This window comes from Devosia litorisediminis, from assembly GCF_018334155.1.
In the GTDB taxonomy this organism is placed as follows: domain Bacteria; phylum Pseudomonadota; class Alphaproteobacteria; order Rhizobiales; family Devosiaceae; genus Devosia; species Devosia litorisediminis.
This window is the reverse complement of record NZ_JAGXTP010000001.1, coordinates 2,453,770-2,468,144: the sequence shown is the minus strand read 5'-3', so window position 1 is coordinate 2,468,144 and position 14,375 is coordinate 2,453,770. Positions and strand designations below refer to the sequence as shown.

Annotated in this window: 14 protein-coding genes; 13 read left to right on the top strand and 1 reads right to left on the bottom strand. The window is 60.9% G+C overall.

Going from position 1 to position 14,375, the window contains the following annotated elements; translation table 11 throughout:
- Positions 1-15 precede the first annotated feature (15 nt).
- The 12 genes from coxB to KD146_RS11700 all read left to right on the top strand — a co-directional run bounded on the left by coxB (position 16) and on the right by KD146_RS11700 (position 12,835).
- A complete protein-coding gene (gene coxB / locus KD146_RS11755) occupies positions 16-915 on the top strand; it encodes a cytochrome c oxidase subunit II (protein ID WP_212658851.1) in 900 nt (299 codons plus the stop codon).
- Between the two features lie 25 nt (positions 916-940).
- Positions 941-2,641, top strand: a complete 1,701-nt coding sequence (gene ctaD, locus KD146_RS11750; RefSeq protein ID WP_212658850.1) for a cytochrome c oxidase subunit I — start codon at positions 941-943, stop codon at positions 2,639-2,641.
- Between the two features lie 66 nt (positions 2,642-2,707).
- Positions 2,708-3,631 (top strand): heme o synthase, encoded by a 924-nt coding sequence (locus tag KD146_RS11745; RefSeq protein ID WP_212658849.1) that lies wholly within the window; start codon positions 2,708-2,710, stop codon positions 3,629-3,631.
- Positions 3,628-3,810 (top strand): hypothetical protein, encoded by a 183-nt coding sequence (locus KD146_RS11740; RefSeq protein WP_212658848.1) that lies wholly within the window; start codon positions 3,628-3,630, stop codon positions 3,808-3,810. The genes KD146_RS11745 and KD146_RS11740 overlap by 4 nt, the downstream gene beginning before the upstream one ends.
- The gene (locus KD146_RS11735) at positions 3,810-4,376 is read left to right on the top strand and encodes a cytochrome c oxidase assembly protein (protein WP_212658847.1); all 567 of its coding nucleotides are present in this window, start codon (positions 3,810-3,812) and stop codon (positions 4,374-4,376) included. The genes KD146_RS11740 and KD146_RS11735 overlap by 1 nt, the downstream gene beginning before the upstream one ends.
- Positions 4,377-4,378: 2 nt before the next feature.
- Positions 4,379-5,215 carry a cytochrome c oxidase subunit 3 gene (locus KD146_RS11730; protein ID WP_212658846.1) on the top strand — a complete coding sequence of 279 codons (837 nt, stop codon included), beginning with the start codon at positions 4,379-4,381 and terminating at the stop codon, positions 5,213-5,215.
- A gap of 66 nt (positions 5,216-5,281) precedes the next feature.
- Positions 5,282-5,635, top strand: a complete 354-nt coding sequence (locus tag KD146_RS11725; protein ID WP_249327655.1) for a DUF983 domain-containing protein — start codon at positions 5,282-5,284, stop codon at positions 5,633-5,635.
- Complete coding sequence (locus tag KD146_RS11720) at positions 5,632-6,390, top strand: SURF1 family protein (RefSeq protein ID WP_212658844.1); 759 nt, start codon at positions 5,632-5,634, stop codon at positions 6,388-6,390. Before KD146_RS11725 ends, KD146_RS11720 begins: the two co-directional genes overlap by 4 nt.
- A gap of 69 nt (positions 6,391-6,459) precedes the next feature.
- Positions 6,460-7,851, top strand: a complete 1,392-nt coding sequence (gene thrC / locus KD146_RS11715; protein WP_212658843.1) for a threonine synthase — start codon at positions 6,460-6,462, stop codon at positions 7,849-7,851.
- A 52-nt stretch (positions 7,852-7,903) separates the two neighbouring features.
- The gene (locus KD146_RS11710) at positions 7,904-9,166 is read left to right on the top strand and encodes a M16 family metallopeptidase (RefSeq protein WP_212658842.1); all 1,263 of its coding nucleotides are present in this window, start codon (positions 7,904-7,906) and stop codon (positions 9,164-9,166) included.
- An 11-nt stretch (positions 9,167-9,177) separates the two neighbouring features.
- The gene (locus KD146_RS11705) at positions 9,178-9,789 is read left to right on the top strand and encodes a GNAT family N-acetyltransferase (protein WP_212658841.1); all 612 of its coding nucleotides are present in this window, start codon (positions 9,178-9,180) and stop codon (positions 9,787-9,789) included.
- Positions 9,790-9,955: 166 nt separating this feature from the next.
- Complete coding sequence (locus KD146_RS11700) at positions 9,956-12,835, top strand: putative bifunctional diguanylate cyclase/phosphodiesterase (RefSeq protein ID WP_212658840.1); 2,880 nt, start codon at positions 9,956-9,958, stop codon at positions 12,833-12,835.
- Here KD146_RS11700 and KD146_RS11695 read toward each other — a convergent pair.
- The gene (locus KD146_RS11695; protein WP_212658839.1) at positions 12,832-13,413 is read right to left on the bottom strand and encodes a YqgE/AlgH family protein; all 582 of its coding nucleotides are present in this window, start codon (positions 13,411-13,413) and stop codon (positions 12,832-12,834) included. The genes KD146_RS11700 and KD146_RS11695 overlap by 4 nt on opposite strands.
- A 127-nt stretch (positions 13,414-13,540) precedes the next feature.
- Between KD146_RS11695 and KD146_RS11690 the strand changes: the two genes are divergently transcribed.
- Positions 13,541-14,353, top strand: a complete 813-nt coding sequence (locus KD146_RS11690; protein WP_212658838.1) for a protein-disulfide reductase DsbD domain-containing protein — start codon at positions 13,541-13,543, stop codon at positions 14,351-14,353.
- Positions 14,354-14,375 lie beyond the last annotated feature (22 nt).

Genomic DNA, 14,375 nt, shown 5'->3' with positions numbered 1-14,375 from the left:
CAGTTCTTGAGAAAGATGGGCGCTTTCGCAGCTGCCGCAGTGGCGCTGGCCCCGGCTCTGGCTGCCGCGCAGGAAGAAGCGGGCTATACGGCCGGCCATCCACTGCCAGGGCAGTTCCATTTGCAGCGGTCAGTGACGCCAATCATGGACTCGATCACGAGCTTCCATGACGGCATTCTGATGTGGACCATCAGTCTGATCGTCGTCTTCGTGCTGGCGCTGCTGCTGTGGATTGCCTTCCGCTACAATGCCAAGCGCAACCCGACACCAGCCAGCTTCACCCACAACACCATGGTTGAGATCGTCTGGACCGTTCTGCCGATCGTGATCCTGATCATCATCGCCATCCCGTCCTTCGGTGTGCTGTCCGATCAGCTGACCACACCCGATGGCGAGCGCAAATATCTCGGCTCCAACATCTTCTCGTTCGGCGAAGTCGAGGTGCCTGCACCCGAGTTGACCGTCAAGGCAACGGGCCAGCAGTGGTACTGGGATTACCAGTATGTCGACCAGGACATCGAGTTCACCTCGCTGATGCTCAATGAAGAAGATCGTCTGGGCACCAAGCCGGCCCAGCCGCGCCTTCTGGCTGTGGACAATGAGCTTGTCGTACCAGTCGATACCACGGTGCGCATGCAGGTGACCGCTGATCCGCTCGGCGTCATCCATGCCTTTGCCGTCCCATCGTTCGGCATCAAGATTGACGCCGTGCCCGGTCGCCTCAATGAGACCTGGTTCAACTCGCGCGAGACCGGCATTTTCTATGGCCAGTGTTCCGAGCTTTGCGGCAAGGACCACGCCTTCATGCCGATCGCCATTCGCGTCGTCACTAAAGAAGAATTCGCTGCTTACATGACTGCGTTCGAGGGGGGTGACTACACCGCCGCCAACGCAACGCTTGCAGCAGTGCAGTAGACCACGGGTCAGGGGATAAACGAATATGACCGACACCGCTCACCTCGAAGCCCACGCGACCGGACACGATAGCGCACACGACGCGCATACGCCGACCGGTTGGCGTCGCTGGGTCTACTCGACCAACCACAAGGACATCGGCGTGATGTACCTTGTGTTCGCAATCTTCACCGGCATTATCGGTGGTCTGCTCTCCGGCGTGATGCGCATGGAATTGCAGGAGCCCGGCATCCAGATTTTCCACGGCCTTGCGGCCATGGTCTATGGCATGGATGCGTCGGGTGCCGCGGCGCTCGACGCTGGCAAGCACATGTACAACGTGTTCACCACCGCGCATGCGCTGATCATGGTGTTCTTCGTGGTCATGCCTGCCACCATGGGCGGCTTTGCCAACTATTTCGCGCCGCTGATGATCGGCGCGCCCGATACCGCGTTCCCGCGCATCAACAACATCGCGTTCTGGCTGTTGCCACCTGCGTTCATCCTGCTGCTGATGAGCCTGTTCTTTGAAGGCACTGGCCCCGGCGCTCTGGGCTTTGGTGGCGGCTGGACCGTCTACCCGCCGCTGTCCACCACCGGCCATCCTGGCCCGGCCATGGACTTTGCCATTCTCTCGCTCCACGTTGCCGGCGTCAGCTCGGTTCTGGGCGCGATCAACCTGATAACCACGATCTTCAACATGCGCGCTCCGGGCATGACGCTGCACAAGATGCCGCTGTTTGCCTGGTCGGTTCTGGTGACTGCATTCCTGCTGCTGCTGGCTCTGCCCGTGCTGGCCGGCGCCATCACCATGCTGCTGACCGACCGCAATTTCGGCACTGCCTTCTTCAAGCCTGCCGAGGGCGGCGATCCCGTACTGTTCCAGCATCTGTTCTGGTTCTTCGGTCACCCCGAAGTGTACATCATGATTTTGCCGGGCTTCGGCATTGTCAGCCACATCGTGTCGACCTTCAGCCGCAAGCCGATCTTCGGCTATATGGCCATGGCCTACGCCATGGTTGCCATTGGCTTTGTCGGCTTCGTGGTGTGGGCGCACCATATGTACACCACAGGCCTGAGCCTGGACGTGCAGCGCTACTTCGTGGCGGCCACCATGGTCATCGCGGTGCCCACAGGCGTGAAAATTTTCTCGTGGATCGCCACCATGTGGGGCGGTTCGATCACCTTCAAGTCGCCAATGCTCTGGGCTATCGGCTTCATCTTCCTGTTCACCGTTGGTGGTGTGACCGGTGTGGTGCTGGCCAATGCCGGTGCTGACCGTGCCCTGCACGACACCTACTATGTGGTTGCTCACTTCCACTACGTGCTGTCGCTCGGTGCCGTGTTCTCGATCTTCGCTGGCTGGTACTACTGGTATCCCAAGATGTTCGGCTACATGTACAACGAGACCCTGGCTGCCGCGCACTTCTGGACCATGTTCGTCGGCGTGAACCTGATCTTCTTCCCGCAGCACTTCCTGGGCCTTGCCGGTATGCCGCGCCGTTACATCGACTATCCCGATGCCTTCGGCTTCTTCAACCGCATCTCCTCGTTCGGCTACTACATCACCTTCGTCGCCATGATCATCTTCTTCTATGCGACATGGGAAGCAGGCCGGAAGAAGCGTCCTGCGGGTGACAACCCTTGGGGTGTTGGTGCAACCACGCTGGAATGGACGCTGAGCTCGCCTCCACCGTTCCACCAGTTCACCACGCTGCCCAAGATCGACTCGACCAACGCGCACTAAGTGCATCCGGGCCGCGTTCGCGCGGCCCGATCAACGACCCCAAGGAAAGCAAAGCCAGTGGCTTTAATGGATGACACCAGACATCTATCCGGCATGACGGGCGAGGCACGCGTCGAGGACTACCTCGCGCTGCTCAAGCCCAATGTCATGCAGCTGGTAGTGTTTACGGCCATTGTTGGCCTGGTTGTTGCCCCCGGTGGCATCAATCCGCTGCTTGGTGTCATCGCCGTGGTCTGCATCGCCATCGGTGCAGGCGCCTCGGGCGCGCTCAATATGTGGTATGACGCCGATATCGACGCCATCATGAGCCGCACCGTCAACCGGCCCATTCCGGCCGGTCGCATCAGCGGCGGCGAAGCCCTGATCTTTGGCGTCGTGCTCTCGGTGTTTTCGGTGGCCCTGCTGGGTCTGGCGACCAATTGGGTTGCCGGCGGCCTGCTGGCCTTCACCATCTTCTTTTATGCCGTCGTCTACACGATGTGGCTCAAGCGTTCGACACCACAGAACATCGTGATTGGCGGCGCGGCCGGTGCCTTTCCACCCATGGTGGGTTGGGCCGCGGTAACCGGCACGATCAGCGTTGAAAGCATCGCGCTGTTCATGATCATCTTCCTGTGGACCCCGCCGCATTTCTGGGCGCTGGCGCTCTACAAGCAAAGCGATTACGGCGCGGCCGGCATTCCCATGCTGCCCAACGTCAAGGGCGCCGCGCACACCAAGGTGCAGATCTTCATCTACACCATCCTGCTGGCGCTTTCTGCCATGCTGCCAACCCTGCTGGGCTTTGCCGGCGTGGTCTATACCGCTGTTGCCGTGGCGACGGGCGCTGCTTTCCTGTTCTTTGCCTGGCGCCTGCTGCGCACCGGCGAGGATGTCGCCATGCGCAAATCGGCACGCGCCCTGTTCAACTATTCGCTGGGCTATCTGTTCGTTCTGTTCTTTGCCCTGCTGGTCGACAATCTGCTGCTGCGTTTTGGGGTATTGGCATGAGTGCACCCGACGAAATTCGCGCTGTCGAGATCGAGGCCCCCGAGGTCGCCGCTGCGCGTGCAAAGGTCCGTCGCCGTCGTTCGATAGCCCTGGCCATCGCGCTGGCGTTGTTCGCCATCACCTTCTACACGCTGACCATCGTCAAGATGGGGCCAGCGCTGTTTGATCGGGCTATGTAATGGCTGATCTGACCCATCATGATAGTGCGACGCGCACCACCACACGCAACCGGCGCACCGCGCTGGGCGGGCTGGTGATCGCTGCGGGCATGGTGGGGCTGGCCTATGCTTCGGTGCCGCTCTACCAGCTGTTCTGTCAGGTCACTGGCTTTGGCGGCACGACCCAGGTCGCGACCGAAACGCCCAAGGGCATTATTGCCCGCGAAATGAAGGTGCGCTTCGATTCCAACGTGTCCAACGATCTGGCCTGGAAAGTGACCCCGGCCAAGCCGATCACCGACAGGATCGGCGCCGTCGACACGGTCAATTTCGTCGCTACCAACTATTCGAGCAAGCCGGTTACCGGCCACGCCATTTTCAACGTCGCGCCCGAACGGGCAGGCGTCTACTTCAACAAGATCGAATGCTTCTGCTTCACCGAGCAGACGCTGCAGCCCGGCGAAACCGTCGAAATGCCGATTGTGTTCTTTATCGACCCCGAGCTTGACGACAACCAAGAGCTCGACACCATCAAAGAGATCACGCTCTCTTATACCTTCTACGCTTCAGACAACGAGGGAAGCTGACCATGGCTGGACTTGCCAAGAACCACGACTATCACATGGTCGAACCGAGCCCGTGGCCGTTCGTCGGCTCGGTCTCCGTACTGATCCTTGCCATTGGTGGCGTCTTCTGGATGCACAACTGGACCCCATGGGTGTTTTTCATTGGCCTGGTTGGCGTGCTCTATACCATGTATGCCTGGTGGGCAGATGTGGTCAAAGAAGCCAATAACGGCGTCGATCACACCCCCGTCGTGCAGATGCATCACCGCTACGGCATGATGCTGTTCATCGCCTCGGAAGTGATGTTCTTCGTGGCCTGGTTCTGGGCCTATTTTGACGGCTTCTTCCGCCTCGACGACGTCGAGCAGTACGCCCGCGTTGCCGCAACCGGTGGTGTCTGGCCACCCATGGGCATCGAGCTGTTCGATCCGTTCCACCTGCCACTGTTCAACACGCTGATCCTGCTCACCTCGGGCACCACCGTGACCTGGGCGCACCATGCTCTGCTCGAAGGCGATCGCAAGGGTCTGCGCTGGGGTCTGGTTCTGACCGTTGCACTGGGCGTGCTGTTCTCCTTTGTGCAGGCACTGGAATACTCCGAAGCTGGCTTCTCGTTTGCCGGTTCGATGTATGGCGCAACCTTCTTCATGGCCACCGGCTTCCACGGCTTCCACGTGCTGATTGGTACCATCTTCCTGGCCATCTGCCTGATCCGTGCCGAGCGTGGGGAGTTCACCCCCGAGCGTCACCTCGGCTTCGAATTTGCTGCCTGGTACTGGCACTTCGTGGACGTGGTCTGGCTGTTCCTGTTTGCCTCGGTCTATGTCTGGGGCAGCTGGGGCGTGGCCCTGAACCACTAGACGAAATCTGACGGAATGTACGGGGCGCAGCAGCAAGCTGCGCCCCGAATTGTTTGGAGGCCTGCTTTGACCCAGCCATCGCCGATAACTGCCGGTCTGCTTCGCCGCTGCCCGCGCTGTGGGGAAGGCAAGTTGTTCAAGGGCTATCTCAAGGTTGCGCCAAGCTGCACGGTCTGTGGGCTTGATCTCTCCTTTGCCGATAGCGGCGATGGCCCGGCCATCTTCGTGATCTTCCTGGTAGCCCCAATCGTGATCCTGCTGGCACTGGTCGTGGGCGCGGTGTTCAACCCCGCACCCTATGTCCATCTGATGCTGTGGATACCAACCACCATTGTGCTGTCGCTGGCGCTGCTGCCGCCCTTCAAGGGTGTTCTGGTAGCCCTGCAGTTCCGACACGACGCCCATGAGGGTCACCAATGAGCCCCCAACGCCGCCTCGGCCCGCTGATGACGGGCACCTTTGTGGTGCTGATGCTGGCACTGGCCGTGGTGTGCACCTGGCTGGGAACCTGGCAATTGCAGCGGCTGGCCGAAAAGGAAGCGCTGATCGTTGCGGTCGATGAACGTCTCGACGCCGCGCCGATCGCTGCACCAAATGCTGCCCAATGGCCCGGGCTTGATCTGGCGGAACTCAATTTCCGGCCGGTCTCGCTGACCGGTGCCTTTCGCTACAACCAGACGGTGACGGTGTTCACCAGCCTCGCCAATGCCCGCGGCGCCGCCTCGGGACCCGGCTATTGGGTAGTCACACCCTTCGTGCTGGCCGAGGGCGGCACGGTATTCGTCAATCGCGGCTTTGTGCCAGAAGCCTTGCAGGAAGCCGCTGTTAGCGACAGCGAAAGCGATATCACGCAGGTGACCATCACCGGCCTGCTGCGGCCGGGCGAAACGGCCGGCTTCATGACGCCTGCGCCAGACACCTCCAACAGGGTGGAGTGGGTGCGCGATCCGGTTCGACTGGCCGAGATGGTCGATCCTGCGCTGGCGCCGTTCGCCCCATACTATGTCGATCTGCCTGCCGGTGCGCCCAATGAGCTGCCCCAGGGCGGGGAGACGGTCATCGAATTCCCCAACAACCACCTCGGCTACGCCTATACCTGGTTTGGCTTCGCCATTGTGGCTGTGGTTATGTTGGGCTTCTGGCTGGCGCGGCAGCGCGCGGCACGCAAGAGCTGAGTTGGTGAACTTGCGGTTCAGCCGCGGTTTCACTAGGTTGCAACAATTCTAAAAGGGCGCTTCCCCCCAATGCAGTTTGTTTCAACGCGCGGTCAGGCACCCGTGCTCGGCTTCTCTGACGCAGTTCTCGCTGGCCTTGCTTCTGATGGCGGGCTCTATGTGCCGCAGTCCTGGCCCCAGTTCAGTACCGCTGAAATCGCCAGTTTTGCGGGCAAATCCTATGCGGATGTCGCCTATGCCGTGATCAGCCGCTTCGTCGGCGACGAGATCGCGCCAGCCAAGCTCAAGCAGATCATTGATGATTCGTACGGCGTGTTCCGGCACCCCTCGGTGGCGCCGCTGGTCGAGCTGGCGCCGGGCCACTTCGTGCTCGAACTCTTTCATGGCCCCACCCTGGCGTTCAAGGACGTCGCCATGCAGTTTCTCAGCCGGGTGATGGACCACATTCTGGCTGAGCGCGGGCTCAAGGCCACCATTGTCGGCGCGACTTCAGGTGATACCGGTTCGGCTGCCATCGAAGCTTTCCGTGGCCGCGACACCACCGATATCTTCATCCTGCATCCCCAGGGGCGCACCTCGCCGGTGCAGCGCCTGCAGATGACCACCGTGCTGGACGCCAATGTCCACAATATTGCGCTCGATGGTACGTTTGATGACTGCCAGAATATCGTCAAGGCGATGTTCAACAACCACAATTTCCGGGACCGGGTGCGTCTGTCGGGCGTCAACTCGATCAATTGGGGCCGCATCGTCGCCCAGATTGTCTATTATTTCACGGCGGCCGTGTCGCTCGGCTCGCCGCACCGGCCCGTCAGTTTCACCGTACCGACGGGTAATTTTGGCGACATCTTTGCCGGCTATTGCGCCAAGGCCATGGGCCTGCCGATCGACAAGCTGATCATTGCCACCAATGCCAATGACATCCTGCGTCGCACCATGGAAACCGGTCGCTATGAAATGGCCGGCGTGGCGCCCACTATCAGCCCCTCAATGGACATCCAGATATCCTCGAACTTCGAGCGTCTGCTGTTTGAAGGCGCGGGGCGCGATGCCGGTGCCGTGGTGCGCATGATGGACGGTCTCAAGCAGTCAGGTGGCTTTGCCGTGCCCGAAAATGCCCTCAGCGCGATCCGTCGCGGCTTTGCCGCAGCGACCACCGACGAGGCCACCACCAGGGCCACCATCGCCAACACCCTCAAGGCCGCCGACTATCTGCTTGATCCCCACACCGCCGTGGGTGTGCATGTGGCCCAGCAGAACCTTGGCGCCATTCCGATGGTCACGCTGGCCACAGCCCATCCGGCAAAATTCCCTGCAGCCGTCAAGGATGCATCAGGCATCGATCCGGCGCTGCCAGCCTGGCTGGCTGACCTCTATGATCGTGAGGAACGCCTCAGCGTCCTTGCCAACGACCAGCAAGCGGTCGAAGATTTCATCTCAGCGCGCACGCGCGCTGCCTAGCGACAAGAGGGACCAGCGGTCACTCGATCGCTGGGCCTGAGGAGAATCTCTAGTGAGCGTACAATCGACGACCCTGGACAATGGCATGGTGGTCCTGACCGACCACATGTCGCATCTTGAAAGCGCCTCGCTGGGGGTCTGGGTCAAGGCGGGTGCTCGCTCCGAGCGCAAGACCGAGCATGGTATCTCCCATCTGCTCGAACACATGGCGTTCAAGGGAACAACCTCGCGCACCGCGCTTGAGATTGCCGAGGCCATCGAAAACGTCGGCGGCGACCTGAACGCCGCCACCTCCATCGAACACACCGGCTATTTTGCCCGCGTGCTCAAGGAAGACGTGGTTCTCGGCGCTGATATTCTCGCCGATATCCTGCAGAACTCGCTGTTTGATGAAGACGAATTGACCCGCGAAAAGCAGGTCATCGTGCAGGAGATTGGCGCGGCGCGCGACAATCCAGACGATCAGGTATTCGACCTGTTTCAGGAAGCCGCTTTCCCCAGCCAGCCTATTGGCCGGACTATTCTGGGCACAGTGGATTCGGTGCGCGAGTTCAATCCCGACACCATCCGCAAATATATGAACCGCAACTATGTGGGCGACCATATGGTGCTGGCTGCGGCGGGCAATGTCAGCCATGAGGGGCTGGTCGATGTGGCGCGCGAGCGCTTTGCCGATCTCAAGCCCAATGGCGCACCGGCGCCGCAGCGCGCTGAGTATCAGGGTGGTCAGGAACGGCTGGTCTCCGATCATGAACAAGCCCATATCGTGGTCGGCTTTGAGGGCCGGGCCTATAATGCCGATGGCTTCTACGCAGCCCAGGTGCTGGCCTCGATCCTGGGGGGCGGCATGAGCTCGCGCCTGTTCCAGGAAGTGCGTGAGAAGCGCGGCCTGTGCTACTCGGTCTATTCCTTCCACTGGGCCTTCGCCGATAGTGGTGTCTTTGGCGTTGCTGCAGCCACTGGCGAAGACGAGGTTGCCGATCTGGTGCCGGTTGTGCTCGACGAACTCAAGCGCGCCACCGAAAACATCACCGAAGAGGAAGTTGTCCGGGTGCGCAACCAGATCAGAGCCGGTCTGCTGATGTCGCTCGAAAGCCCCTCGGCCCGTGCCGGCCAGCTGGCCCGCCAGCAAATCCTATGGGGGCGTCCCATTCCGATGATGGAGACGGTTGATCGCATCAACGCCATCACCGCCCAGCGCGTGCAGGATATTGCCGAGCAGATCTTCACCCAGGGCAATCCGACAGTGGCCGGCATCGGCCCCATTGGAAACCTGGCTGATGTTCAGGCCATTGGCGATCATCTTCGGCGCTAGGAGCCACAGCGGTGCTCTGGCCCTGGTCCTCGCCGACATCCCTGATTACGCTGCGCAGTGAGAACACCCTGCTGCGCTTGCCGCAGCTTTCAGACTATCAGCAATGGTACACGCTGCGCCGCGAAAGCCGCGAATTCCTGCGACCCTTCGAGCCGCGCTGGACCGAGGCTGATCTGGCCCGCCGGATCTTTGTTACCCGCGTCAAGCGCGCGCGCCAGGAGGCCGAGGAGGGGACCGACTATTCGCTGTTCATTTTTCAGCCCGATGGCAATAAGGAGCGGCTGGTTGGCGGCATTACCCTGTCCAATGTCCGCCGCCGGGCGGCCCAGTTCGTCAATCTGGGCTATTGGATGGGTCAGCAATATGCCGGCAAGGGATTGATGACCGAAGCCGTGGCCACCTGTCTGCCCTTCGTGTTTGAGACGCTTGATCTGCACCGCATTCACGCCGCGTTTTTGCCGGGCAATACGCCCTCGCGCCGGGTGCTGGAAAAAAATGGCTTCGTCGAAGAGGGTTTTGCCGAGAAATATTTGCAGATCAATGGTCGCTGGGAAGACCATGTGATGTTCGGACTGACCAAGGAGCGCTATGAATTGGCGCACTTTGTCAGCCGCGCCATCTAGGTGTGTGGCTATTTCATCACAGTTCTGCAACCTTGTCGCTTGCGTCAATCCCCGCTACCAAAGGACGCTCCCCTCAAGAGGATGCCGTTTCCGCTCATAGCCGATTTCTGTGGCTTGTCCGGATCGATGCCACAATGAAGCCTACCGCAGGATATAGTCGCCCTTGATGCGTCACTTTTATGCACTCGCGATGTGTCTTGCGTTCGCGCTGGCATCCCTCGCTCCCGCCCTAGCTCTCGAAGTCATCTCGGTCCCCGATGATGTCAACGCGGTCAATTTGTCTGACGTGCTGGAAATCCGGCCCGGTGATGGCGGTCGCGTGCAATTGTCCACCGCGCCCGGTGCTGACGGCATTATCCGCCGCATTGAGGTGCTGGCGTCTGAAAAGGGCACCGACCCCGGATTCGCGCTCTTCGCCCTGCGCAATGACAGCGATCAGCAGATCGAGCGCCTGTTGGTGGCGCCGTTCTATCGGCTGCCCGGTTCAGGGATCCTGCAGCCAGATCTGGGCAGCGATCGCATCACCGCCCTGACACCGAGTGCGGGTATCCGGCCGGTTCGTCTCAGTGATTCTGAGGCCGACGTCTTTGAGGTCACGCTCGACCCGGGAGCGACGGTGACCTTTGTGGCCGAATTGACGGGCGAGGACCTGCCCGAACTCTATATCTGGCAACCAAACGCCTATCGCGACTACGTCAACTCCTTCACCCTGTTCCGGGGCGTGGTGCTCGGCGTTGCCTCGCTCGCCGCCGTGTTCCTGACCATCATGTTTGTGGTCAAGGGCCGTGGCGTGTTCCCGGCCACCGCAGCCGTGGCCTGGGCTGTGCTGACCTATCTGTTGATCGATTTTGGCGTGCTGGGCCGCCTGCTGGGCCTGTCGGCTTCGGGTGTGCCGCCGCTACGGGCTGCAGCCGAGGCGGGTATCGCCACGACGCTGGCCGGGTTCCTGTTCATCTATCTCAACCTGCATCGCTGGCATCTGCGCTTTGTGCATCTGGCGCTTGGACTGGCCGCGCTGTTTCTGGCGTTGTTCGGCTTTGCCTTCTTTGAGCCTGCCATCGCCTCGACCATTTCCCGGCTGGTGCTGGCCCTGCTCGGCCTGTCGGGCTTCTTCCTGATCCTGCTGCTGGCGCTGCGCGGCTATGACCGCGCCGTGCTGCTGGTGCCTACCTGGATCATCCTGATTGCCTGGCTGTTCTATTCCTGGCTCGTGGTGTCCGGTCAGGTGTCCAATGATGTGGCCCAGCCTGCCGTGGGTGGTGGTCTGGTGCTGATCGTCATGCTGCTCGGCTTTACGGCAGTGCAGCATGCCTTCTCTGAAGGTCAGGTGACCATTGGCACGCTGTCCGAAGTCGAGCGCCGTGCGCTGGCGCTGACCGGCTCGGGCGATTTTGTCTTCGACTGGAATATCGAGCGTGATCGCGTGGCGGTCAGCGACGAACTGGCAGTGCGTCTGGGCGAAAAGCGCGGTTCGTTGCGGGGCGCCATCAAGCTGTGGCTCGATCGCGTGCATCCCGATGATCGGGATCGCTTCCGCACCGCGTTCGACACACTGGTCGAACTGCGCCGCGGCAAGGTCTCCGCCGATATGCGCATTGCTGGCCATGACGGCAATTACCGGGCTTTCCGCATGCGGGTGAAGCCGGTGCTGGGCGGTGATGGTCAGGTCAACCGCATCGTGGGCACATTGCAGGATGTCACCGAGGACCGCGCCTCGCGCGAGCGTCTGTTGCATGACGCCGTCCATGACAGCCTGACGGGTTTGCCCAATCGTCAGCTGTTCCTGGATCGTCTCGAGCGTGCACTGGTGCGTGCCCGTACTCCCGGCGGCACCAAGCCGGCCGTCTTCCTGATCGATATCGACCGTTTCATGGAGCTTGAAGAGCGCATTGGCCACGCGGCCTCTGACTCGGTTCTGCTGGCCATTTCGCGTCGCATCTCGCGCATCATGCGGCCGCTCGACACCGTCGCACGGGTGACCGGCGACCAGTTCGCGGTGATCCTGGCGTCCGAGCAGGCCGCGGGCAAGATTGCCGAGACAGCCGAGCAAATCCGCAAGGCGCTCAAGGCCCCGTTCAATTTCGGTGATCGCGACCTGACGCTGACAGCTTCGATTGGCGTGACGATCTATGACAGCAACCCGGCCGAGGCGGCCGATGTGCTGCGCGATGCCGAACTGGCCATGTATTATGCCAAGCGACTGGGTGGCGACCGCATCGAGGCCTACCGCGCTTCAGCACGCTCGATTGCCGCCTATAACCGTGCCAGCGAGGAAGACCTCGAGCGCGGCATGAAACAAGGCGAACTGCATGTGCAGTTCCAGCCTGTAATGGACATTCAGACCAACCAGATGGTTGGTGCCGAAGCGCTGATGCGCTGGACCCACCCCACCCGTGGCGTGGTCAATCCCGATGAATTCGTGCCACTGGCCGAGCGCTCGGGGCAGATCGAAAAGCTGGGACGCCTGGCCTTTGAACAGGCTGCTGCCCAGGCCAAGGACTGGATGATTGCCTTCGGTCTCCCCGAGGATTTCTTCATCTCGGTCAATCTGTCGCCCAGCCAGCTGGCGACCGAGACGCTGCTCAATGACATGCGCAGTCTGGTCAGCCAGGACAAGGAACTGGCCCATCACCTCAAGCTCGAGATTACCGAGAGCCAGGTGATGACCAATCCCGAGCACTCCGCCTATATGCTGCAGGCGCTGCGCAATCTGGGACTGGGTCTGGCGCTCGATGATTTCGGCACCGGGCACTCCTCGCTGAGCTATCTGCACCGCTTCCCGTTTGACACCATCAAGATCCCGCAGCCCTTCGTGAAGATCAGCGAAGGCAATGGCATCGCCCATACCCAGGGTCCGATCATCAAATCGGTTGTTACCCTGGCCAGCGATCTTGATCTGATGGTGATTGCCGAAGGCGTCGAGACGCCTGAGGAACTGGACCGCCTGCGGACCCTGAACTGTCGCTATGCCCAGGGCTATGCCTTTGGCGCGGCAATGACAGGTCCCGAATTTGGCAAGAAGCTCGCCGCTCAGCTTGGTCGCTAGGCGTGACCGGCATCCGGGCTCAGCGTGGCCCGGTTGATATTGTCGTTCAGGCTCGCCAGCGCAGCCTCATAGCGGTCTTCTACGGGTGTCTCGAACAGCAGGGCGCGTGAGAAGGGCACGGTGAGCCAGCCATTATTGGCCAACTCGTCTTCCAACTGGCCAGGGCTCCAGCCGCAACAGCCCAGTGCGAACAGCGACGATGTCGGCTTGGGGCCGAAGGCGATGGCCTTGAGAACGTCCAGCGTGGCCGTCAGGCTGACCCCGCCTGCAACAGGATAGGTATTGCCGCTTTCATAGTCCGAAGAGTGCAGCACGAAACCGCGCCCCTTTTCGACCGGACCGCCGCGCATCACGGCGCGATCGCGGATGGCGTCGGGAACCTTGATGAGATTATCCGCCTCACCCAGATCAAGCTCGTCGATAATGTCAGCAAAGCGCAGATTGGCCAGTTCGTGGTTGACCACCAGCCCCATTGCGCCCTCTTCGCCATGGCCGACCAGCAGGATGACGCTTTCTGCAAAGCGTTCATCATCCATGTCCGGCATGGCGACGAGGAATTGTCCTTCAAGAGATTTCATAACCCCATTGTAGGGGTCCATTGTGGCACTGCCAAGTTGCCGGTGAACGAATGAGCCTGCTGGTCTTCACGAAGGCCTGATGGCGTCCTAGCTGTTTCTTCACACAGGACTGCGCTAAATCCATCCCATGCGTCCAATTATCCTGTCGTTTGCATTGTCCGTTTTAGTGCTGCCTGCCATTGCGGGCGAAACGCCGTGGCAGGAGGTGGCCCCCGGGGTCAAGATTCGGCTGATCAGCACAGGCCAGATCAAGCCGAGTGGCCACACCCTGATGGGCATCGAAATCGATATGCCTGCCGACACCAAGACCTATTGGCGTGTGCCGGGCGAGAGTGGACTGCCGACTGAACTGGATTTCGGCGCGACAGACGGGGTACTTGGGCACGAAATCCTCTGGCCTTATCCGACGCTGGATATGACCGGTGGCTATCTGGACTATGTCTATTTCGGCCCCACCGTGCTGCCCATTGATGTGGCGCTGGCACCCGGTGCCACTCAGGTGGACCTCTCGGCCATTCTGGGGATCTGCTCCGATATTTGCGTCCCGGCTCAGGCGCAGTTCTCCTTGGCGCTTGATGATGGCAGCCCCGATCGCGCTAACGGTCTGCGGTTGCGGCAGGCGCTGGCCATGTCGCCCATCGATTGGGACGACTACGCCCAGCCCATCGGTGACGTGGTGTTCGACGCGCGCACCAATATGCTTGAAATTCCGATCAGCGATCCTGCGCTTGATCCCGGCTCGTTGATTGCCGCTACGGCCAGCGGTGAACCGCTGTTTGGCGCGCCGCAAAAAAGCCCGGAACCGAACCTAGTGCTGATCCCGGTTTTAGGGGAGGCCGATCATACTGATCTGGGTGATCAGCGCGTCGAACTGACGTTTATGACCGACATGGGCGCCTTCGAGATCGAGCGCTCGGTCGCTGTCGAACTGGCAGACTAGACACGGCACGGGGAAACCCCTC